Source organism: Bdellovibrio sp. HCB288, assembly GCF_047305935.1.
Taxonomy (GTDB): domain Bacteria; phylum Bdellovibrionota; class Bdellovibrionia; order Bdellovibrionales; family Bdellovibrionaceae; genus Bdellovibrio.
Genome location: NZ_CP178619.1, coordinates 2,142,886 through 2,163,518, shown reverse-complemented (window position 1 = coordinate 2,163,518; position 20,633 = coordinate 2,142,886). Strand labels below are relative to the sequence as shown.

The window sequence follows — 20,633 nt, the reverse complement described above, 5'->3', positions numbered from 1 at the left end:
TTCGAATGGACCGTTACCAAAAATGTTAAGAACTATATAATTTCACTTATGAGGTTCCTTAGACTTTGCATAGTTCTTATTTTGATCGCATCCCCTGCTTGGGGACGAACCATCAAGGTTCATGTTTTTTATTGGAATGACAAAATCGAAGCCCAAGTTGCGATGAGAGCAGGACTCGAGCAGGAGTTTGAAAAGCACAACGCCTCTTCTTCAGAACTGAAAATTGAACTCGTTCCCTATGTGGCCGGCGATGGACGAGAAGGAATTTTAAATCAGATCAACCAGCTGGAAGAAGCCTTTCCCAAAAAGCCCGACGCCATGATCATTCAGCCTCCCGATCTCGCCACGGCCAGCAAAGCCTTGCAAGAGGCGAACGCCGCAAAGATCCCCGTCTTCAGTTTTGACCAATACATACTCTTGGGAAATCTGACCTCTTATATCACAAGTGATAATTATCAAGCGGGCTGGGACAACGGAATCTACATCGCCTCCCTTATCCCCAAAGAGCAGGAAATTAAAATTGTTCTGGTGGAGTACCTGCGAGTGTCAGCTGTCATAAATCGTGTTGATGGCTTTTTTGATGCTCTTCGCTCAAAAGGGCGCAAGTTCACCGTGCTTAAGCGTTATGAAGCGATCACTCCTGATTCCGGCAAAGTTGCGGCCCAGGAAATTCTGCGGGACTTTCCCCAAAAAAAAAGCGTCGATGTGATTTTCACAGTGAACGATGGCGCGGGAATTACCATAGCTGACACTCTTTGGAGCAAGGGTCGCAAAGAAGTTTTGCATGCGACCGTTGACGGAGATCCCAAGGCCATAGAAAACATTCGCCGTAAACGGCTGACCGTGATCGACTCCTCACAATACTGTGCTGAAATCGGCCGCGAAACCGCTCGTCAGGTGATCAACCACTTCGAGGAAAAAGCCGTCAACGCCCGTGTCTTGATTCCAACCTATCCAGTGACAATCAAAAGCCTTAGTGGCTTTAATGGCTGGCTCGGCACTCCCACTGTATCAATTCATGCCTCAGATTTCAGAATGCCTAGCAGCGAAACACCGTCCCTCAACTCCAAGGAGCGAGAAAGACTTCCGGCAATAAAAATTGGAATCGCCCCTTATTGTCCTTATCTTTGCGAGAAAGGTCCAAAAAGATGGACCGGATATCTCAACGATATTTTGACCAGTGTCGCAAAAGAAAATGATATCAAAATTCAAATTGTCAGTTTGACCGACACCGAACTTCCCAAAGCATTAATGGCAAAGACCGTGGACTACATCATATTGCCCAGCTACCTGGTGCGCTATGAACCGAATTTTCAAGCCGTTGGGCCGAAGCTGGGTATCTCGTTCACCGGAGCACTCTTCACCCCTGGTGTGCGCATAAGAGTCGTCGACCAGGATTCTTTGACGGACATGCGAATTGCATTTGCCAGATTGGGACAGGAAACCGAATTGAAGCTGAACCCTGCCGAGTTTAAAAAGTCCACGAAGATCGAAGGACATGATGTGGCGGACCGAATGATCAAAACCATTATTGAACGACGCGTGGATCTGGCATTGGGTGATTACAATGTTTTGCGCTATACACTGCTTCGTCGCCAGCATCTGAATCTGGAATTGCAACCCACTTCATTGACCGGCTTTAACAGTCTCAGTCTGGTGATAGTGCCCGAGAACAAGTATCCTTTGGAACTTCAAGACCTGCTTAACACATGGATGGAGAAGGCCCGATCCAACGGTCAACTGGAGCAAATTCTTCGCAAATACAACTTATTGGATTGGAAGTACTATAGATAAAAAAAAGGCCCTGATACTCAGAGCCTTTAATCTATTTTCAATTTTAAACTTTGAAACTATCTGCAGCTTGCAGTTACCAAGTAGCTGTTGCCGCGGAAAAGTCTAACAGTGCGGCAAGTAAGGTTTTGAGCTGTGCAGTCTGCAATCGGAACGATTTGGTCGTTTTGAACCATCATCACGTTGTTTTTGTCGCACCAAGAAACGTAATCAGTCGTAGCTTCTTCTTGGCCATAGCCTTCATAAGCAGGAACATTAAAAGCAAACGCTGGAACTGCAGCAACAAAAGACAAAGCGATCAAAACAGATTTCACCGAAACCCCCAGAAGTTATTAAAGAGGGTCCGGGTGTACCACGAGTTGCCCGAAATCTACAACCCCACATGCAAAAATGTTAGAGTTGTAAGCATCGAAAACTTTAGTAAACGACTCGCGTTCGGATTGAGCGCTCCAGCTTGCCTATTTGTTCAGCTAAAGTCTGCACTTGAGTCGCATGGACGTCCATGACCAGGTACCCGATCTCCGGGTCCGTCGACAGATATTGCCCTTCGATATTGGCGCCGGCTTTGGAAATAATTCCATTGATCTCGCCCAAAACCCCGGGCTCATTGCGATGGACATTCAACAGGCGCGACGTCCCCTGCTTTACCGGCAGGTCCACGTTTGGAAAATTCACCGCCCCTGATGAGGAGCCAATTCGCAAGTAGCGACGGAAGCTTTCAGCAACCTCCAGGCCGATGGCGTATTGGGCCTCCTCAGTGCTGCCCCCGATATGCGGGGTCAGAATCACGTTCGCGATTCCCTGCAAAGGGGAAATAAACTTAACTTTGTTGGACGCAGGCTCTTCTGGGAACACGTCGATGGCACATCCTGCGATGTGCTTGGATTTTAGGGCCTCTACCAGGTCTTCGATAACCACCACTGTCCCGCGACTGGCGTTGATCAGGTGGGCCCCTTTTTTCATCGCCATCAGTTCGTTTTTGGAAATCATATCCTTGGTTTCTGCGGTTTCAGGAACATGCAGAGTCACAAAATCAGCTTCCGCCAAGAGCTCTTTCAACGTGCCCTTGCCGACAGCATTCCCCAGTGGCAGTTTTTTCACGATATCATAAAAAATCACCTTCAAACCCATGGACTCCGCCAACACACTGACCTGGCTGCCGATATGGCCATATCCGACGATTCCCAAAGTTTTGCCGCGGACCTCATGGGCGCCTTCTGCGGATTTAACCCAACCACCCTGATGTGCCTGAGTATTGCGATCGCCCAACTGACGCGACAAAGAAATCATTTCAGCAATCACCAGCTCAGCGACGGAACGCGTGTTGGAGTGAGGGGCATTGAATACAGGCACTCCCCACTTGCGGGCATTTTGCAAATCAACCTGATTGGTGCCGATGCAAAAGCAACCAATCGTCAAAAGATGTTTGTTGGCTTCTAAAACTTTCCGGGTGATTTCGGTTTTTGAGCGAATGCCCAGAATCTGATAATTGGGCAAAATCTGAAGCAGTTCCTCTTCTGAGGGAGAGTGAGCCAGCAAATCCACCTTGAAGCCTTCTTCAGCAAGTTTATCTTTGGCAACAGCGTGGATGTTTTCAGTCAAAAGTATCTTCAGCTCACTCATTGAATGCCCCCTAATAGCATCACGACACAGTCGTGGATGCATCCCCTTATTTTAGAGGCAAAACGTGACACTCGTCACTACTGACCAAGGGCATTAAGGGTGGTCAAAGGACTTTCGCCGAGCCATGCTTATCTATATGGCAAAAACTCGAGCATTTTCTCTACTCATCGTTGACGACGACAATCTGATTCATCAGTCCTTGAAGATGAGCCTGCCTTCTTACTGGAAGGTGTTTTCAGCACAAAAACTGGAAGCCGTTCAGTTTGAACGTTTTTATCATGCCGCTTTCGTGGATATGCACCTGGAAACAGGAAAGCCTGCCATCGGTCCCAAGGTCATTGAAAAACTTATGAAACACAACCCTCAGCTTGAGGTTGTTGCCATGTCCGGGGATCTGAGCCGCGAACTTATGGAGTCTTGCCTAAAGGCCGGGGCCCAACGCTTTCTTGCAAAACCCTTGATGCCGGAAGAGATCACCATGGTGATCGAAAAAATTGAGGCGTTGTGGGATTTGCGCACCTTTGATCCGAACTCAGACCGGGGCAGCACCCGCTGGGTCGGTCAGTCCAATGAATCCCAGACGATCAAAAAACGCCTGGCCGAGTTGCGTGGCGAAAGCAAACCCGTTCTGATCGAAGGCGAAACCGGTTGCGGTAAAGAAGTCGTCGCCCGCCTGCTGCATGAGCAAGAGGGCGAGCGCCCTTTTATTGCCGTCAATCTGGCATCCATCCCTGAACATTTATTTGAATCTGAAATCTTCGGCCATGTTAAAGGGGCCTTCACCGGTGCTGACCAAAATAAAATCGGTCTGGCGGAAGCCGCCAACGGCGGAGACTTGTTTCTGGATGAAATCGAAGCGCTGCCACTGACTCAACAAGCAAAGCTTTTAAGATTTTTGGAAAGTGGCGAAGTACGCAAAGTGGGTGCGAAAGAATCCATGATCGTGAAGACCCGCATCCTTGTTGCCTCCAACAAACCGTTGGACAAAATGGTGGCGGCCGGTGAATTCCGTGAGGACCTGTTGTTCCGTCTGGCTTCTCAAAGAATTAACTTGCCACCTTTGCGCGATCGTCTGGATGACATTGATGAGCTGGCTCAGCACTTCCTGTCCATGGAAAGACCACGTCGCAACAAACAGTTCACGGAAGATGGACTGGAAGCTTTGAAGAAATACAACTGGCCCGGAAATGTGCGTGAACTGAAGCGCGTGTGCGAACAATTGAGCCTGACATCTCCTTTGCCTTTTATTCGTGCAGAAGATGTCAACAAGTGGTTAACGCCTGCCGCCACTCCTGCAAAAGCTCCCTCGTATACTGTGATTGATTTCACAAAAGGCCTGAATACATTGGTTGATGACTTTGAGGCCCATGTGATACGCACAGCGATGAAACAAACAACTAACATCGAAGAGGCCGCACAGCTTCTTCAGGTTTCAAGATCGAATCTTTATAAAAAGATCAGCGATTATAACATCCAGGAAGGATAGCTCCATGGACTTTCAACTTCCCATCACTCTGAATATTCCAGCCGCATGGGAATCGCACATTTACCGTCAAACGGTTTTGATTGTTCTTTCAATCATCTTTGCCTCTGGTGCGATCGTTTTCTTTTTCCGTAACAAGAACTACTATTTCGTTCAATCCTGGGCCAGCATCAAAAGCTGGCTGATTGCGGCTCCGTTGATGTTTATCGTCATGGGCCTGCCAACGCCATGGCCATTGGTGTGTCTGACCTTGCTGGCCATCCTGGGCGCCAAAATCTTCTTTCAGATCATGGGGATGTTCCATCGCAGCAACTTTGTCTTGATCTGCTATGCCGGCATTGTGGGCCTGGCTGCCTGTATCTACTTTGACCGGGTCGACATCTACAACGTCATGCCGATGATCGTGCTGATGGCTGCCTGCCTGGTTCCCCTGATTCGCAACTCTTACAAGCGCATGATTCAATACATGTCCCTGACTTTGCTGGCCTTCATCTTCCTTGGATGGTCCTTCATGCATCTGGGGCTGATCATGAAATTCCCGAATGGGATTTACCAGCTGATGTATCTGATCATTTTGACCGAATTCTGCGACAACACCAATCTGGCAGTGGGACGTTATATCGGTGGCTGGAGAATGTTCCCGTCCATCAATCCTCGCCGTACTGTGGGCAGTACCGCGGTCTCCATCGCTTTGACTCTGTTCCTTGCAGGTTGCATGCGCTTCCTGTTGCCGGATGGATCTGAAAAATACTGGCTGGCATCGGGTCTGATCGCGGCGCTGGGTGGTTTTGTCGGAGACCTGGTAATGACAGTTGTTCGTCGGGACGCCGGCATGAAGACCATGGGACCTTTCATCATTGGCCGTGGTGATTTCCTTCACCGCGTGGATCGTCTGATCTTTGTTGCACCGATCTATTATTACGTGATGACGGTTTTGCTATGAGGGATTGGGATTACGAAAACGAGCAGTGGACCAAACTGCCGTCTTACCTGAAACATCTGCCGCTTTTTACCCGCCATCTGGATTTTTTCAGTGTGTGCATGCGTTTTTTGTGGTCCCTTATTCTGAAGAATATCATCTTCAAGTTTTACATCCGCCTCAAAGTCACAGGTGTGCCGTTTAAAACCATTTATGAAAAACATCCCAAGCTGATCATCATCAGCAATCACGCCAGTCACTTGGATGCGGTATCACTGACGGCTTCAATTCCCCGTCGCTATTGGCTGAGTGTTTACATCGCCGCGGCCAAGGACTACTTCTTTTCAAATCCTCTGTTTATGTTTTTCTCTCAGCACTGCCTGGGCGCCATCCCCATCGATCGCAAAGATCGCAAGGGTGAAGCGGTGAATTTGATCTTGAAACTTCTGACAGAACTTCCCCGCATGTGGTTGATCATTTTTCCGGAAGGCACACGATCTAAAACCGGAAAAGTTCAGGAATTCAAACGAGGCGTCTCTATTTTTTCAGAGAAAACTCAGACTCCGATTCTGTTCACATATCTTGAAGGAAATGCGGACCTCTGGCCTAAGGGGCAATTCTTTGCCAAACCAGGCCGCCTGACGTTGCACGTAGGTCCCGTTCATCCCCCAGGCCCTATCGAAGAGGTGTATGCTGCTTATAAGAGCTGGGTGATGAGCTTTTACCCTGAAGCTTTCCCCGTTGAAAGCGACATCGACACCAAGGAGCCAGGTGATGACAACGCCGCAGAGTAGTTTTGTAGTTGAAAAACAAAATCTAAGAATCGGTCCTTTTGAAGTCTGCCCGGTTCCTACAGGTTTGTTCGGCCTTGATGGTGGTGCGATGTTTGGCACCGTACCTAAAGTTTTATGGGAAAAAACCAATCCCACTGACGACAAAAATCGCATCCAGATGGAAGCCCGCGGTTTACTTTTAAAATCCCCAGGTTGCAACGTTCTGATCGACACTGGCAATGGTGCTGACTTTGTAGCCAAGTACGGCGACAAACTTGGTAACAAATTTGCCGAGATGTACGGCATGGATCAAAATGGTCCGTCACTTTTGAAATCGCTAAAGTTCCATGGAGTCAATCCTGAGGATATTCACCACGTGGTCATCACCCATTTCCATTTTGATCACGCCGGCGGTGGAGTGACTGAAAGCAACGGCAAACTGGTTCCTACTTTTCCCAATGCAACCTACTGGGCCCAAAAAGGAAACCTGGACACTGCAAGCCACCCCAACCTGCGTGAAAGAGCCAGCTACTACGCTGCCAACTTTCAGCCATTGATAGACTCCGGAGTCTTGAAGCTTTTGGATGGTCCGACAGAAAACTTTATCCCGGGCATATCCTGTGTGATCTCCAATGGTCACACACAGTCCCAACAGATTATCAAAGTCACCGATGGATCCAATACTTTGATGTATTGCGCGGACATGGTCCCCACCAGCACTCACGTGAAAATCCCGTGGTTGATGGGATATGACCTGCAACCCCTGGTTTTGATGGAAGAAAAAACCAAACACCTAGGCGAAGCTGCTGACGGCAAGTGGTATTTATTCTTTGAGCACGATCCCTATTGTGATGCTGCTATCATTGAAAGAAATGGCCATGACTTTGCGGTTCAAAAACGATTCTGGCTGTAACTGACGAACTTTTATTCTGTTTTCCATGAGGTTCCAGAACGCCCCAATTGGAAACGCTCTATTTTGAGAACAGCGTTTTGTTTATCAAAAATCCCGCCGATAGTGTTGTTATGCTGATAACATTTACGAGAGGGACAGCGATGAGAAATTTACTGGTACTAGCAACACTCAGTTCATTCATGATTTCCTGCGCGACAGTGAAATCCATGATGGGGTCCGAAGAGGCTCCAGCCACACAAGAACAAGCAAAACCGACAGATCCATTGGAACTGCAGGATTCTGAATCAGCAAATCTGGTGAACCCACCGGCTACTGAAGAAACAGCATCCGCGGCGGCAGCAGAAGATGGTGCCGAGCTTTCAAATCACGCTGATCCCTACGTGGCAGAAGCCGCAGGCGATCTGGCAGCACAAACCCAGGGTCCTGCTGCAAACCATGCCGGCGATTCTGAAAACCTGCCGCAAGCAACGGTCAACGAAGAGATGGATCGCTCCGCTCCTTCGTGGCAGGGCGAACCAACACCGGCTATTGCCAACGTAGCTCCGGATGAGCCGCAGGTTTACAACACATCTTCATCCTACGATTCTCCGAAGAAATCGAAAAAAATGGCCAAGTCCCTGCCTGCCAAAAAGGGCAAAGACAAGGTCGCAGCCAAGAAGCCTAAAATCGACTGCAAAAAGGTAGCGAAACAAGGCAAGAAAGCCAAAAAGCCTGAAGTAGCATATTGCAAAGCCGAGAAAAAAGCCCTGGCGAAAGCCAAGGCAAAAGACAAAGGAAAAGGCAAAGCTGTTGCTGGCAAAAAAGCCAAAGTGGATTGCAAAAAGGTAGCTAAGATGGGCAAAAAAGCAAAAAAGCCTGACATCGCTTTCTGCAAAGACGAGAAAAAGAAAAAATCCAAAAACCGTGTTGCCAGCAAATAGCAACTACGACGCTTAACAAAGTAATTTCCTAAAGGGATGCCAGCTCGGCATCCCTTTTTTTATGCCCTTTTCCCAATTTAACCGCTATGGTTAAAAAAGAAACGGGACAACCATGATCGCAAGAGTATCCAGAAATTTCAGAAACCTATGGGGTGTTATCAAGGACACCGTCCAACAGATGCAGGATGGTGAATTGGCATTGGTGGCGAGCTCCCTTTCCTTTTCGACGATCGTGGGGATGGTTCCGTTTCTGGCGGTGGTAACAGCCACATTTCAGTCCATCGGTGGCTTCGAAGCCTTGTATCCAAAGGTGGAGTTCTTCCTGCTGATGAACCTGCGAGAAGCCGCCGGCAGTGATCTGACCAAATGGCTGCGCATTTTTCTTAAAAACATCAACGCCGGCAAAGTCGGTACGACGGGTGCGATCTTCTTGTTTCTGACTTCTTTGCGTCTATTGCATGACATGGAAGTCGGCATTCACCGTGTTTGGAATCACAAGAACACCCGCCCCTTCTACAAGCGTTTGATTTATCAATGGGTACTGATTCTTTTGATTCCCGTTTTCCTTGCCATCTATGTGGGTTTCAATACTTTGGATCAATTCCAGGTGGTTCGAAAACTTTTGCCGGGCGGATTCACCAACGGCTTCGTTTTGGTTGGCAGCTTGTTCCTGATTTACAAACTGGTGCCAGACCTGCCGGTTCACTGGCGCTCTGCCTTTGTCAGCTCTTTACTTGCCGCCGCAGGTATGTTCGGCGTGCATAAGGGTTTCGCCTTCGTTGCCGTGGGAGTATTTAATTACAATAAAATCTACGGCTCCTTTGCCGCCATTCCCATCCTGACGCTTTGGATACTATCTTTGTGGTATGTCATCCTGGCCGGCGTCGCCCTTTGCGCAAGCTTACAGAAACGTCATATCACTTAGCCGTTTCATCTTGTTTCAGTCAAAATAAATTGTTTTAAGTTTACAATCATAAACTCCGATTAGTTTTCAATGAAAACTACTATTATCTTATTAAGCACATCCCTGCTGTTAATGGGCTGTATGAAAGAGGAGTTGCTTCCCTCGAGTGCACTTGAGGGTGGAATCTGGAAAACCGGCTGCTCTTATTCCGGGTCCGGTTCTGCTTACCAAATCAATACCGCGAGCTTCAGTGGTGGAAACTTCACACAAAGCATGACGGCTTACGGTTCCTCGTCCTGCTCGGCGGCACTGGTAAAAATTGACAATACCGGTACGTACATAGTCGGCGACAAACTCACGACTTCCGACTCCATAGAGTTAGATATGACCCTTGGATCTATGAGTCTCACGGCCATGGACGCCACACTGGTCACAAACTATAATGCTGCTACATACTGCGGCTACAACGACTGGTCACTGGGAGTCGCAAAGAGCGTTGCTGGAAGAACATGTGATACCTCTACAATGGCCTCCGTCGGAACTGTTCAATATGACATTTACCATATTGCACCTTACAGCATTCCCCAGTTGAACATCGTTCAAGGCACTTTAAACTTCGGTTATTTTGATTCCACTCATGATGGCACCACTCCAGCGAAGCGCCCCGAAGCCACTTGGGGAAATTTTGATTACATACGACAATAATTCAGCGCACCTAAGCACTTAGCGACACAAAGTTTACGGTGCAATTTGGCTCCGGAATCCATGGCACAAGCTTCGCAATAGTCCCCCAGTAACTGACGGTTACGTCAAAAGAACACCACTAAGTTTGGGGGATTAAATGAAAAATGTATTAATGGCACTTATCGTTCTTGGCAGCATCGCACAAAGTGCTCATGCCTATGATTTTAATTATTCTGAGTCTGAAGAGGTGTATTCCTTTCGTGGCCCTGGTCGGGATGACCGTCGCGGCGACGATCGCCGGGGCGGTGATCGTCGCGATGATCGAAGAGAAGACGATCGTCGTCCTGGGAATGGCCCTGGCTATGGCCGTCCAGGTAACGGCCCTGGTCATGGTGGCCCGAATCCTCGTCCACAACCACCTCCACCTCGCCACGAACCTACCATCGAGTATGTAACTTGCGAATCCCAAGGCAACCGTTACAACACTTGCTACATCGACCCTCGCGGCATCCGTCGCGTTTATTTAGCACGACAACAATCCAAAGCTCGCTGCGAAGAAAATCGCTCCTTCGGCCTGGTGGGAAGCTCCATCTGGGTTGACCATGGATGCCGTGGTGTCTTTGCCATCGAAAGATTCTAATTTGAATATAAAAAAAGGCAGGCCTTCCCTGCCTTTTTTTATTGCTAAACCACATACCGTGATTCGACATTTGAGAGACATTTAGTTTCACTATTCCCACCTTGGATGCCAGATTTATTGCATAACAAGGAGAACTAAATGAAAAAACTAATCCTATTTGCGGGTTGCGCATTGGCGAGCCATGCTTATGCTGATTCCCGCGAGTTCAAATCACAGGGACTAAGCCGAGTGGTGATTGAGAATCACATTGGCGACATTAAAATCAACACCGTTGATTCACCTAAATCAACAGTCACTATCACCAAAAATACCTCCCCGGAAGCCTGCAAGGTCAATGCGGAACGAAGTGGTGACAAACTTGATGTAAAAGTAAAACGCCAAGGCTCCACTAATTGTGTTGTGGATCTGGAAGTGCAAGTGCCAAAAATGGTGAATCTGGATATCAAGAACGGCAATGGCAATGTTCACACCAAAGGCACGGAGGGCAAACTTGATTTCAAAGTCGGGAACGGCAGCCTCGTTGCTGATGGCAAGTTCAACGAGATCGATGGCAAAGCCGGTTCAGGCAACATCGAAATCAAAGGTGCTACGGGCAGTTCCCAAGTCGGCACCGGCAGCGGAAATATTTCTGTGACATATTTAAGCCTGCCTGAAAAAGGTCAAGCCGAACTCAAGAATGGCAGTGGTAACTCTACTCTGCTTTTGCCTAAAGGCTCCAAGTTCAGAGCGGATATCATGGCCATGGCTGGAAAAATGGAAAATGAATTTGGCACCGACACTAAATCCAAATTCAGTGTGAAAGCCATGTCAGGATCCGGCGACCTGCAAGTGAAGTCTTACTAAAATGATGGATTCCGGGACCGGCCTACTTCGCCTGTCCTGGAATATAATTTTCAAAAAGGTTCTCAACCTTATCCGGCGGCAACTGATAGGCAATCGCACCCAGTTCCTTCAAGTAAATTTCAAGAATTTGAACTTCTGAAAGATCCGGGAATTCGATTTTCATGGCTTTCAGCAACAAGGCCTCTGCCTCCTGAATCATTTTGCCAAATTGGGTTCCTGCATTTTTTTCCAAATAATAAAGAACAAACAGGAACGGCATATTTTGCACATCTCGCAAAACATCCCGAAGTCTCTCACGTATGCCCACGCTCTTGGCGCGTTCGATATTGAAAACCTGAGAGATAACGAATTTATAGGCTTCCTCCAACACCCGGTCCTTCTCTTTACCAAAGTAATAGTAAATCAATGAACGCGTGACATTGGATTCACGAGAAACATCAGACAGAGTCCACTGCAAATGACCCTTGGCCACTTCCATCTTTAAGATAGCGTTGCAGACCGCAAAATAGATTTCTTCTTTGGATTGAGTTGCCATAAAGCAATTTTGACAACTCTCCCCGAATTCTGTCAATGAAAGCTCCCGATTTCGACAGAAAGTGCCCAATACTGTCAACGCGAACACGGGACAAACAATTTGTTTCTGAATAGATTGCTTTTATTCAAACAAAGGAGATCCTAATGTTCGCAGTAAATCATGTCGTCCATTCCCTGGGGCAAACTTACCTGAAAACCTACGGTTCCAGAATGACAACAAATCATCAGGATCTTCTGGAAAGACAGGAAAGCAATTTCCTAAACATGAAACGTGCGCTGACCGGCACTCGCCTCTATAAGGATCTGCGCCTAGCCTACATCAATTCCTATGAAGAATTCGTCAATCATGTGCCCGTCTATGGTTATGATGAATATGCGCCCTATGTGGACATGATTGCCGCTGGTCATAAGGACATTCTCTTTAAAGACAAAGCCGACTATTTTGGTCTTTCTTCCGGCACTTCCGGCAAAGACTCCAAACGTGTGCCCTATAACGAACGCATGATCCGCATGTTCATCAAATCTCAAAAAAGAATCGCCAGTAAGATTTCCACCTTGGAACCCGATCTCAACCTTCTGAAAGCCGGTCGCCTGGCATTTGGCTCTGATCCGTATTTGTATTCCCAAAACGGGTTCAAGTTCGGCTACATATCCGGAATTCTTTCCACAAGAGTCCCTAAAGTTCTGGCAAAGAACACATTTCCCAGCCGTGAAGTTTTGGCGATTTCAAACTGGGATAAGAAAATTGAATTACTAATAAATGAATCCATCGAGCAAGACATTCAAGTTGTAAGTGGTATTCCCACGTACATTATCTCGATCTTCGAAGCTGTTTTACAAAAAACCGGGAAAAAGCACATCAACGAAATTTGGCCGAACCTAAAGGTCTTCGTCTATGCTGCAACTCCCATCAAACAATACAAAGACCGCATCGACCGCCTGGTCGGCCACGAGTTGAACTACTACGGCGTTTATGCCGCAACAGAAGCCGCAATAGGTCTGCCTTATTCGAAATACGAGAATGGCCGTCAACGCTACTTCCTGAATCCCGATTTGCTTTACTCATTCACCCCGGTTGAAGGAAAAACTCAAAATGTGGGTTTGCATCAAATAGAAATGGGTGTGCCCTACTTCCTGAATGTAGGAACACCCAACGGCATGATTCACTACTGCATGAAGGATGTGGTCAGCTTTGATCTGGTGAATGGCGACTTGGTTTTTGAGTTCGTCGGCAGAAAATCCACAGGAATGAACCTTGCTGCCGAAAAAGTCAGCGATGATGACATTCTGAACTGTTACCTTAATACCAAAAAGTCCTTGAACGTGGACCTACGTCACTACTTCCTGTCTCCGGGCACTGAAGATGGCAAAGCCACTTATATGTGGACTCTGTTTGTGGCTGGAAATGCAAATGTTGACGCCAAAACTCTGGCCGAGAATTTGGAAAAAGAAATGCAAAGAATAAACGGCGACTACAGCGACTGCAGAGATGTTGGAGTTCTGGGTGCCGCTCAAGTGCAAATCATGAATGCGGATTACCTTCAGGGGTATTTCGAAAAAAATCGCAGCCGTGGTCAGTTCAAAATGAAAACGACTTTTGAAACGGCCGAGGAGTACCTGTCCTTTATTCGTCAGAATCTGGATCAAGCAGGGACTTTACAATGATTCTTGCGATGTTTGTCACTGGGATCCTCTCCGCCTTTGCGTTAGGCCCGGCAAGTTTCAGTATCATTCGCAGCCTGGTCTCCCGCAGATCATGGCCGTGGTCCTCGATAGCAGGCTTCCTGCTGGGGGATCTGATTTACATTCTTTTTGCCACAGCCCTGTTACGCAGTCCCTTGTTGCATCTGCAATGGTTTAAAAATCTGCTCACAGTACTAACAGCTTTGGCTTTATTGATCTTTTCAGTGCACGTGATTTTTTCCAAATCACCGACGTCCTCGATCCAAATCCCCGATCTGGGATTTAGAATGAGCCTGGCGCTGACGCTCTCTAATTTTCATCTGGTCTTTATCTATGCCGGTCTGTTTTCACATGCGCTGGAAACAAACACCCTTTTGCTGGGTGTTTCCATCTACGCGCTGACCTTTGTGGCAAGCTTTATGGCTCTATTATGGAGCTTAAAAAGATTGCACGGTCCCATTAAAAAAATCTTAAGAAAAATTGAAGTCGTCGCAGCTTGCGGATTCTTCTGCTTTTCCGTTTATCTTTCCATGGAGATTCTATGAAACTGCTAATCATGATTCTGTTACTGGCTCCCGGGGCTGCTTTTGCGAATTGCATTTTGCAAAACCAACAACAAAACCAGCGCCATTTCGTCTGCCAGGCGCCCGGCACAGCAAAAAAAGTACACGTGCTGGATTTGACCGGCGGCTATAAGGAAACGGCCTACTTTCATGGTTACTTCCTGCGCAAAGAAATCGAAGCCGGCGTCCTGAAAGGCGTTCAGATTCGCACGGAACGTGCTTTTTCCTCTTTGGATAAAAAGTCCAAAGATCAATTGAAGCTTATTAAAAACTGCGTGATCGACAACTATCGCGCCAGCGTTTCTGAAGAATTCAAAGACGGTCTTAGAAATCTGCATCGTGGACTCAAAGCTGCAGGCAGCAAAGTCGACTGGAAGGACTTTGAGGAAAGCAACTACATGGTGGAGTTCTCAATTTTTGCAGACTCCATGCAAAGGCAGCTGGAGGACGATCCGGGAAAAATGAAGAAGCAGCTTTTTGCTTCTTGCGCCCCCTATTTTATCGGGAGTGCACTGGCAAAGCCCTTCAAAATCCTGGCAAAAGGTTTAAGAGCAATCAAAATGGGCTGCACAGGGATCAGTGCGTCTGCCAGCAGCTCCATGGATGGGGCCCTTCTTCATGGCCGTAACTTCGACACGGGTCTTTTGGGATTCTTTGAACAGGATCAGGTTATTGTTATCAACCGCCTAACAAATGGCACCACTTCTGTTGGTATCGCATCGGCGGGGCTGCACTATGCCGGTGGCATCAGTGGTTTCAATAATCACGGTCTATCAGTCAGCCTGCACGAATTGCAAACGGAAGGAACTCAGATTCACTATGCTCCCGGCCAATCCGATATCGCGCCCTTTCTTTTGCACTCAGTACTATTGAAGGCTCGCACTTTGGATCAAGCAATCGCCATCATCCAATCTCGCAAAGGTTTTGGGGCCTGGACATTCTTTATCTCTGATGCAAAGACCGATGAATCCGCGTCGATTGAGCTTAATGGTGACACAGTGGTGGTAGCGCGCAGAACCAAAAACAGATTTCTGGGTCAAAGCAATCACTTCCTGGGTTTAAGAACCAGCCAGGAAGGTTACGAGTACAGTCTGAATAAAACTCTTGAGACACGGGCTCGCCTGGCCCATGTGGAGCGCACCTTGAATCAGGATTTTGGCAGAGTTGACGCGCAATGGGTGATCAATCGCCTCAGCGGTCACACTGACGAACTTGTGGGACCAAGAGCCTTTGGGCGCACCACCACAAAGCTTTACACTGCTGCCACTCATGTGATGGCCCCGGCCCGTCAAGAATGGTGGATGAGCGTGGGGGAAACGTATCCAACCAACCGCTCCCACTTTGTCGGCTTCCGCTTGCTGGGTCCTGGTCAAAGATCTCCGGTTGAAATTATCGGTGTCACCAAAGCTTGGGAGGATTCTGCAAAATCCGCATGGTACGACTCGATGAAATATTATGTTCAGGCCTATCTAACCAACGAACACGATCACGTGACGATTGCCGGTATCGACCGCACTCTGCGTCTACTGGAAACAGCTTCATCGAAAGCCGCTCAAAATGGCGTCCTTGAGTTTCCGTATGAGTTCATGTGGGCCCGAATCAAAATCCAACGAGCGGCTTTGAACATTCAAAATGGTCAACGCGAGCTGGCTTACACAGACTTGATCGAGTCGCAAAGACGCATGACGGATCTTGCGGTGCGATTGGGATCTGGCTTACATCCTTATGAAAACTTCCAGTTGGATATGTGGCAGTTCCGAGCGGAAACTCTAAAGCCCCAAGCCCTGCAATCTCGCGTGGCCCAAAGTAACTTCAGATTGCGCGCTCAAGAGACCTTGGCTACTTTGATTGCCAAGTACCCTCGCCAGAAAGAGCTTTATGATTTGCAAAAAAGCCTTTCAGCTGAAGCACAACTGCCGATAGTTCTGGATTCAGAAATTCGTCTGGGCACGGTGGAGTAGTTAAAGAACCATGCTCAGCAGTCTTTGCAACAGCTCCTCGAGTGAAAACATTGTTAATAGCAATGGGGCCACCGGGAGCAATGTTGCAATACTTAACTGAATCACTGTGCGTAAATTGAAGGGAAAGACCTTCATCTCTTTTATGACATCAAAGCTGCCACCCAAATCCGCCAAAGACTGGATGTCAGCACTCCCCACCAGCGCCTCTTTTTCGGGTGAATGACCCATCATCCATTTCTGCTGAAATTCCCGTATGTAATTGCTAGCAAGAGTTCCATAGGCGCGGGCACCTTTGCGCCTTTCCTCTTCGAGCTTCGGAGCAAACACCAATAACGGTCCAAGTACGACGAATACCATCAGTCCCACCAAACCAGCCAACTCCAATTTGAATTCCGGCAGCTTTGCTCCTGCAAAGAACACACGACTGGCAATCAATCCCGCCAGCATTGTGCCCTGAGCGAACAAGACCGGTGAAAATGCGTAGCCCATCGCAGATAGGAAACCCAAGCCCCCACAACGATCCGGATGGAGGGCTGTGAGATTCAGATGAAGTCGTGAAACCTGCCACAAAAACCGGGCCCAGATAAACAGGCGGTAATACCAGCGCAACAGAAGAAACTGAAAGAATGGCAAACTGATCAATCCCAACCACCATCCGGCCAGGGACAATTGCATTTGGCCGCCATCGGCGATGCCATGCCAGCTGGATACATCCAAAGCCAATTGCGATCTCCAGACTATACCCACTCCGACGATGTAAACGAATGCAATCAACACCACTTCCGCCACAATCGAATTGCGCCAGCGAATGGCTGAATCGATGGATGCGTCGAACTTGGCTCGATCTTTCTTCTGAATAATTCCGCGCTCAACAAATTGACTGACAACCGGGGCCATGCGCTTGTGCACGACTATTTCGGCAGCAACCAGTAACGGCAGGGCCAATAAAAGGCGAATATGCATTTCGATATCGTATATGAAAGGCACCCGGACCTGACTCCCCCACGCATTGCCTTCAATCATAGAAAGCAGTGCCAGCGGCACCCAGGTGATCAGTATAAAAAAGATCATGCGCCGACGTAGTAACTGAGTGGCTGCCGTGGCGAGACGGGTTTTAATCAACAACTGATACAGAGGCCCACCAAGAACCAACGAAAAGTTTTTTTCCTTATCCAGCAAGTGAGTTGTGGCCATACCTCAGCATAGTATTCGCCTGGTCAGTTCACCAGCGTCTCCCGATTGCTTTATAACACCAGCTCAAGTGAACCATTCTGCGACAGTACAGTCGTCCAGTTAAGTTCGGACTTTCACAACCGATCTAACATAAATGAAAAACTCTTTTTGTCTTTTGTTGTGCGGGCTTTTTCTGACATTGAATGCTGCAGCCGCGGAATCTTCCTTCCGCAGGGATCTTCTTGCCGCTTTGCAAATCTATGCAAAACAAAACAATCTGGGTCTTAACAAGCCTTCTGACAATTTCATGGGTTTTTCAGTTAAATCAGCTTCCGCAGGGAACCTGGTCACAGTCTATCACGCAGACTCAACTATCGATATCATAACCAATGAATTTATATGCAACGACTCCGGATGCGAACTAAAATCCCGGGAGCCACGGTGCTTTTACTATACTCCCGGCGGAAAATACTCTGCGCTGGCGATTTACGATGCCGCATTCGAACAGCTTGAAGCCTTTGAAAACGGCGCCATTGATGAATTCAAATTCTGGCAATTGGGCGCCGAAGTCTTTGGTCGTATATCAGATTTTCAGGAAAATCACAGCGAATTGTACTCCTGCCACGAACATGCCAACCAACTTGTTTGCGCCAGTGTTTCTGAAATCCCTGGCGAGCCTTAGTCCTACGCTCAAAACAGACAAGGCACTGGTTTTTAAGTCAGTGCCTTTTGATTCTGAATTTGTACAAGTCAGCTTTTATTCGTGATTATACAAAAGGTCGCAAGTCGCGAAATATTTAGCACCGTTACTAAACAAGGCAACCGCACGACCAACATTGGGAACTTCATTTTCGTGAAGGCTATCCATCGCGACACTTCTTGGCACAGCAATTTTCAATCTGACCGGACCATAAGCCAAAGAGTAAACTCCGTGATTCAAGTTGTAATATCCAAATGTCATCTCATTGTTAGAATCCAAATGCATATTGTCATTAGTGTACTTTTCCTTGTTCGGATCGTTCAGAGAAAAGCTTGGTAAAGTTTTAGGACCTGTATTTGCGACATTGATGTGATTTTCACCGTTAAATGGAAGGTTTTTATCAAACAGGTCGACTTTATATTCTGACAACTTGTCTTTATCCAGGTATGCAATATCTCCATCCAGTGGAATATTCATCGACAAAAAAACACCATTTCCATTTTCCCAGCTACAAATCAGATCAATCGGTGAACTGGCAAAAACTTGCAAAGACACCAAATTCAAAAGACCAATCAGCATTAATTTACGCATGCTATTTTCCTTTCTTTGCAATTACTGGCAAGTGGCGATGTTTTCGACTTTATAGCCAACAACTGCATCGTTGGAGATTACATAAGTCAAACCCACGATTGTCTGGCAGCTGCTGGAAGTGATTTGAACGTCAAGATTGTCATCACCACCAATTTCCACTTTTTGAACGGCTTCGCCTCTCAGGGCAGAGACAACGCTCGCGTCAGTCAGAGCAGCACTGATTTTTTGCAAAGAATCGTTGTAATTAGCAAATGCGGAAGAAGCTGACATTAATGTGAATAGAGATACCAAGATCATGTTTTTCATAAAAACTCCTTAAATTTATTTATTGTTACTTTTTTTGTTTTTTTTCTAATTATTTATTTGCAGGTGTATCTTGCCCAAATGCCACCGATCATATAACTGTCCAGTTCGACAGTTGAATTGGGAATGATTGAGGCATAACCCTCACCGGTAGAGAGCCACTGCATGTTATCAAAAGTGGTGCAGTTCGTGTTAATTCTGCCGTCGTGTTCGAATTTGGCTGCATAGTGACCTTCACTGCCCATGAACTTTACTTCACCAATACATGTACCGGTTGCGCCAGCGCCCTTGACTGCCACTCTGCCGTTTTCGATTTGAATTAGAACTTCAGTATCCGCTTTTACTGAGTTACCTGCGTATTGAAGGCTGCAGGTATAGTATGGCTTAGCGGCGAAGGATGTAGAAGCCAAGCCCAGGATCATAAGTGCACAGAATGCTTTTTTCATTGAGAACTCCTTTAAGGTTTGTTTTTCTTTATTAGTAAACTCACATGCAAGATACCCGAGGCGTTTTCTTAAAAAAATATAGATGTTATTAATTAATATACGTTTTGTTCATTATTAGTGTACAACTGTCTAAACTTTAGCAAGTGGGTATTAGCTGGCGAATATATTCGATTTCAGGTCTTATAAGACGTTCCTAAAGGCCTATTGCGAATCTGAAAGGGAACTGCGCCAAATTCAGACATTCCAGTTATGAAAGTCATTCATCTATCCGCTGCAGCTACCGATGAGTGATCTATGAACTCTGTCTTTATGATTTTACTTCTGACAGCCGGCTTGCTGGGATGCCAGCACATGAATCTGCGCAAACCTTCTTCCGAAGCAGGTTTGAAGCCCCGCTTTCAAAACAGCCAGCTGTCCATGATCAAGGATCAGCATGTTCTGATCGTCACCCATGCAACTCAGTTTTTTGATAAGGACATGATGGCCACAGCCGGGATCGACAGAATCGTTCAGGAATTCAAATCACAGGGACGCCCGGTGATCTATCTGGTCAGCGACCAAAGCGAAGAAGGCTATCGTCAGTGGTACACCAAAGACCGCTCCCCGGATTTTGAAATCTATTCTGATGGCGGCGAACACAACATTCCGATATCAGCCAAAGAAGTGACCATCGTCGGAGGTTTCTTCGGCAGCACCGACACTCTGCCCGGATGCCATGCCCTTTCCATGCGCGATGCTATCCGCATGCACTTTGAATTGTCGCAACAGCCGTTGACCATTCACGTCCCTTTGCGGGCCACTTACTTTTATGATGAATGGGAATTCCAGCGGGATCACCTTCTGAAATACCAACGTCCGCTGTTGCAGACAGACATCCCCTATCCTTTTGCGACAATGTACTTCCTGCGCGAAGGCAACAATGGCGCCGGCGATGACGGTAATGAACAGAACTTTGCCCATTTCTATCACCCCACCCGAAGCAACAAAAACTACAGATCCGGAAGCTATGAAGATGTTTCCCGCAAGACCCATCAATTCCATTTTTATGTGAATGACAGCCTGTTTGAATCCATCACTGATTCAAAAAATCAGGCGGTTCACATCAAACTTGAAACTCGCTAGGAAAACTGACTGTCACTTCAATACTGCCTCCGACAGGACTGAACTTGGCTAACCGAGAGCTGGT

22 protein-coding genes are annotated in these 20,633 nt (G+C 47.3%); 15 read left to right on the top strand and 7 right to left on the bottom strand.

What is annotated here, in order from left to right:
- Positions 1-48 precede the first annotated feature (48 nt).
- On the top strand, positions 49-1,794 hold the full coding sequence (locus ACLVWR_RS10615; protein WP_413580628.1) for a substrate-binding domain-containing protein: 1,746 nt from the start codon (positions 49-51) through the stop codon (positions 1,792-1,794).
- Between the two features lie 56 nt (positions 1,795-1,850).
- Here the strand turns inward: ACLVWR_RS10615 and ACLVWR_RS10610 are convergent, their stop codons facing one another.
- Together ACLVWR_RS10610 and serA are read right to left on the bottom strand one after the other, a co-directional pair.
- Positions 1,851-2,105, bottom strand: coding sequence for a hypothetical protein (locus ACLVWR_RS10610; RefSeq protein ID WP_413580627.1), 255 nt, complete (start codon positions 2,103-2,105; stop codon positions 1,851-1,853).
- A 103-nt stretch (positions 2,106-2,208) separates the two neighbouring features.
- On the bottom strand, positions 2,209-3,414 hold the full coding sequence (serA, locus tag ACLVWR_RS10605; RefSeq protein ID WP_413580626.1) for a phosphoglycerate dehydrogenase: 1,206 nt from the start codon (positions 3,412-3,414) through the stop codon (positions 2,209-2,211).
- Positions 3,415-3,538: 124 nt separating this feature from the next.
- Here serA and ACLVWR_RS10600 point away from each other — a divergent pair, with 124 nt between their 5' ends.
- The 9 genes from ACLVWR_RS10600 (at position 3,539) to ACLVWR_RS10560 (ending at position 11,493) form a co-directional block, all read left to right on the top strand.
- A complete protein-coding gene (locus ACLVWR_RS10600) occupies positions 3,539-4,900 on the top strand; it encodes a sigma-54-dependent transcriptional regulator (protein ID WP_413580625.1) in 1,362 nt (453 codons plus the stop codon).
- A gap of 4 nt (positions 4,901-4,904) precedes the next feature.
- Positions 4,905-5,840 (top strand): phosphatidate cytidylyltransferase, encoded by a 936-nt coding sequence (locus ACLVWR_RS10595; protein WP_413580624.1) that lies wholly within the window; start codon positions 4,905-4,907, stop codon positions 5,838-5,840.
- Positions 5,837-6,610 carry a lysophospholipid acyltransferase family protein gene (locus ACLVWR_RS10590; protein WP_413580623.1) on the top strand — a complete coding sequence of 258 codons (774 nt, stop codon included), beginning with the start codon at positions 5,837-5,839 and terminating at the stop codon, positions 6,608-6,610. Before ACLVWR_RS10595 ends, ACLVWR_RS10590 begins: the two co-directional genes overlap by 4 nt.
- Positions 6,591-7,502, top strand: a complete 912-nt coding sequence (locus ACLVWR_RS10585) for an MBL fold metallo-hydrolase (RefSeq protein WP_413580622.1) — start codon at positions 6,591-6,593, stop codon at positions 7,500-7,502. Before ACLVWR_RS10590 ends, ACLVWR_RS10585 begins: the two co-directional genes overlap by 20 nt.
- 140 nt (positions 7,503-7,642) lie before the next feature.
- Entirely contained in the window at positions 7,643-8,422 is a 780-nt protein-coding gene (locus ACLVWR_RS10580) for a hypothetical protein (RefSeq protein WP_413580621.1), read from the top strand.
- Positions 8,423-8,534: 112 nt separating this feature from the next.
- A complete protein-coding gene (locus tag ACLVWR_RS10575; RefSeq protein ID WP_413580620.1) occupies positions 8,535-9,347 on the top strand; it encodes a YihY/virulence factor BrkB family protein in 813 nt (270 codons plus the stop codon).
- 69 nt (positions 9,348-9,416) lie between these two features.
- Positions 9,417-10,031: a hypothetical protein gene (locus ACLVWR_RS10570; RefSeq protein WP_413580619.1), complete on the top strand. Its 615-nt coding sequence runs from the start codon at positions 9,417-9,419 to the stop codon at positions 10,029-10,031.
- Positions 10,032-10,167: 136 nt separating this feature from the next.
- The gene (locus ACLVWR_RS10565) at positions 10,168-10,650 is read left to right on the top strand and encodes a DUF3011 domain-containing protein (RefSeq protein WP_413580618.1); all 483 of its coding nucleotides are present in this window, start codon (positions 10,168-10,170) and stop codon (positions 10,648-10,650) included.
- A gap of 138 nt (positions 10,651-10,788) precedes the next feature.
- On the top strand, positions 10,789-11,493 hold the full coding sequence (locus tag ACLVWR_RS10560; RefSeq protein WP_340599134.1) for a hypothetical protein: 705 nt from the start codon (positions 10,789-10,791) through the stop codon (positions 11,491-11,493).
- A gap of 22 nt (positions 11,494-11,515) precedes the next feature.
- Here the strand turns inward: ACLVWR_RS10560 and ACLVWR_RS10555 are convergent, their stop codons facing one another.
- Positions 11,516-12,028, bottom strand: coding sequence for a TetR/AcrR family transcriptional regulator (locus ACLVWR_RS10555; protein ID WP_340599133.1), 513 nt, complete (start codon positions 12,026-12,028; stop codon positions 11,516-11,518).
- 143 nt (positions 12,029-12,171) lie between these two features.
- Here ACLVWR_RS10555 and ACLVWR_RS10550 point away from each other — a divergent pair, with 143 nt between their 5' ends.
- The 3 genes from ACLVWR_RS10550 to ACLVWR_RS10540 are packed head-to-tail and all read left to right on the top strand — an operon-like array spanning position 12,172 to position 16,234.
- Entirely contained in the window at positions 12,172-13,692 is a 1,521-nt protein-coding gene (locus ACLVWR_RS10550; RefSeq protein WP_413580617.1) for a GH3 auxin-responsive promoter family protein, read from the top strand.
- Positions 13,689-14,255 carry a hypothetical protein gene (locus ACLVWR_RS10545; protein ID WP_413580616.1) on the top strand — a complete coding sequence of 189 codons (567 nt, stop codon included), beginning with the start codon at positions 13,689-13,691 and terminating at the stop codon, positions 14,253-14,255. The genes ACLVWR_RS10550 and ACLVWR_RS10545 overlap by 4 nt, the downstream gene beginning before the upstream one ends.
- Positions 14,252-16,234 (top strand): C45 family autoproteolytic acyltransferase/hydolase, encoded by a 1,983-nt coding sequence (locus ACLVWR_RS10540; RefSeq protein ID WP_413580615.1) that lies wholly within the window; start codon positions 14,252-14,254, stop codon positions 16,232-16,234. The genes ACLVWR_RS10545 and ACLVWR_RS10540 overlap by 4 nt, the downstream gene beginning before the upstream one ends.
- Here the strand turns inward: ACLVWR_RS10540 and ACLVWR_RS10535 are convergent, their stop codons facing one another.
- The gene (locus ACLVWR_RS10535) at positions 16,235-17,428 is read right to left on the bottom strand and encodes a hypothetical protein (RefSeq protein ID WP_413580614.1); all 1,194 of its coding nucleotides are present in this window, start codon (positions 17,426-17,428) and stop codon (positions 16,235-16,237) included.
- Between the two features lie 133 nt (positions 17,429-17,561).
- Between ACLVWR_RS10535 and ACLVWR_RS10530 the strand changes: the two genes are divergently transcribed.
- Entirely contained in the window at positions 17,562-18,089 is a 528-nt protein-coding gene (locus ACLVWR_RS10530) for a hypothetical protein (protein ID WP_413580613.1), read from the top strand.
- Between the two features lie 75 nt (positions 18,090-18,164).
- On the opposite strand, the gene ACLVWR_RS10525 is transcribed toward ACLVWR_RS10530, so the two are convergent.
- The 3 genes from ACLVWR_RS10525 to ACLVWR_RS10515 are packed head-to-tail and all read right to left on the bottom strand — an operon-like array spanning position 18,165 to position 19,447.
- Complete coding sequence (locus ACLVWR_RS10525) at positions 18,165-18,698, bottom strand: hypothetical protein (RefSeq protein WP_413580612.1); 534 nt, start codon at positions 18,696-18,698, stop codon at positions 18,165-18,167.
- Positions 18,699-18,719: 21 nt separating this feature from the next.
- Complete coding sequence (locus ACLVWR_RS10520; protein ID WP_413580611.1) at positions 18,720-19,004, bottom strand: hypothetical protein; 285 nt, start codon at positions 19,002-19,004, stop codon at positions 18,720-18,722.
- A 53-nt stretch (positions 19,005-19,057) separates the two neighbouring features.
- Positions 19,058-19,447 (bottom strand): hypothetical protein, encoded by a 390-nt coding sequence (locus ACLVWR_RS10515; RefSeq protein ID WP_413580610.1) that lies wholly within the window; start codon positions 19,445-19,447, stop codon positions 19,058-19,060.
- Between the two features lie 294 nt (positions 19,448-19,741).
- Between ACLVWR_RS10515 and ACLVWR_RS10510 the strand changes: the two genes are divergently transcribed.
- A complete protein-coding gene (locus ACLVWR_RS10510) occupies positions 19,742-20,569 on the top strand; it encodes a hypothetical protein (RefSeq protein ID WP_413580609.1) in 828 nt (275 codons plus the stop codon).
- Positions 20,570-20,633 lie beyond the last annotated feature (64 nt).

What these genes read in the sequence shown, in the direction of transcription:
- ACLVWR_RS10520 (WP_413580611.1), bottom strand. Translation starts at nt 19,004, where the DNA reads ATGAAAAACATGATCTTGGTATCTCTATTCACATTAATGTCAGCTTCT.
- ACLVWR_RS10590 (WP_413580623.1), top strand. Translation starts at nt 5,837, where the DNA reads ATGAGGGATTGGGATTACGAAAACGAGCAGTGGACCAAACTGCCGTCT.
- ACLVWR_RS10525 (WP_413580612.1), bottom strand. Translation starts at nt 18,698, where the DNA reads ATGCGTAAATTAATGCTGATTGGTCTTTTGAATTTGGTGTCTTTGCAA.
- ACLVWR_RS10600 (WP_413580625.1), top strand. Translation starts at nt 3,539, where the DNA reads ATGCTTATCTATATGGCAAAAACTCGAGCATTTTCTCTACTCATCGTT.
- ACLVWR_RS10515 (WP_413580610.1), bottom strand. Translation starts at nt 19,447, where the DNA reads ATGAAAAAAGCATTCTGTGCACTTATGATCCTGGGCTTGGCTTCTACA.
- serA (WP_413580626.1), bottom strand. Translation starts at nt 3,414, where the DNA reads ATGAGTGAGCTGAAGATACTTTTGACTGAAAACATCCACGCTGTTGCC.
- ACLVWR_RS10545 (WP_413580616.1), top strand. Translation starts at nt 13,689, where the DNA reads ATGATTCTTGCGATGTTTGTCACTGGGATCCTCTCCGCCTTTGCGTTA.
- ACLVWR_RS10510 (WP_413580609.1), top strand. Translation starts at nt 19,742, where the DNA reads ATGAACTCTGTCTTTATGATTTTACTTCTGACAGCCGGCTTGCTGGGA.
- ACLVWR_RS10585 (WP_413580622.1), top strand. Translation starts at nt 6,591, where the DNA reads ATGACAACGCCGCAGAGTAGTTTTGTAGTTGAAAAACAAAATCTAAGA.
- ACLVWR_RS10595 (WP_413580624.1), top strand. Translation starts at nt 4,905, where the DNA reads ATGGACTTTCAACTTCCCATCACTCTGAATATTCCAGCCGCATGGGAA.
- ACLVWR_RS10560 (WP_340599134.1), top strand. Translation starts at nt 10,789, where the DNA reads ATGAAAAAACTAATCCTATTTGCGGGTTGCGCATTGGCGAGCCATGCT.
- ACLVWR_RS10535 (WP_413580614.1), bottom strand. Translation starts at nt 17,428, where the DNA reads ATGGCCACAACTCACTTGCTGGATAAGGAAAAAAACTTTTCGTTGGTT.
- ACLVWR_RS10580 (WP_413580621.1), top strand. Translation starts at nt 7,643, where the DNA reads ATGAGAAATTTACTGGTACTAGCAACACTCAGTTCATTCATGATTTCC.
- ACLVWR_RS10570 (WP_413580619.1), top strand. Translation starts at nt 9,417, where the DNA reads ATGAAAACTACTATTATCTTATTAAGCACATCCCTGCTGTTAATGGGC.
- ACLVWR_RS10540 (WP_413580615.1), top strand. Translation starts at nt 14,252, where the DNA reads ATGAAACTGCTAATCATGATTCTGTTACTGGCTCCCGGGGCTGCTTTT.
- ACLVWR_RS10555 (WP_340599133.1), bottom strand. Translation starts at nt 12,028, where the DNA reads ATGGCAACTCAATCCAAAGAAGAAATCTATTTTGCGGTCTGCAACGCT.
- ACLVWR_RS10550 (WP_413580617.1), top strand. Translation starts at nt 12,172, where the DNA reads ATGTTCGCAGTAAATCATGTCGTCCATTCCCTGGGGCAAACTTACCTG.
- ACLVWR_RS10575 (WP_413580620.1), top strand. Translation starts at nt 8,535, where the DNA reads ATGATCGCAAGAGTATCCAGAAATTTCAGAAACCTATGGGGTGTTATC.
- ACLVWR_RS10615 (WP_413580628.1), top strand. Translation starts at nt 49, where the DNA reads ATGAGGTTCCTTAGACTTTGCATAGTTCTTATTTTGATCGCATCCCCT.
- ACLVWR_RS10565 (WP_413580618.1), top strand. Translation starts at nt 10,168, where the DNA reads ATGAAAAATGTATTAATGGCACTTATCGTTCTTGGCAGCATCGCACAA.
- ACLVWR_RS10530 (WP_413580613.1), top strand. Translation starts at nt 17,562, where the DNA reads ATGAAAAACTCTTTTTGTCTTTTGTTGTGCGGGCTTTTTCTGACATTG.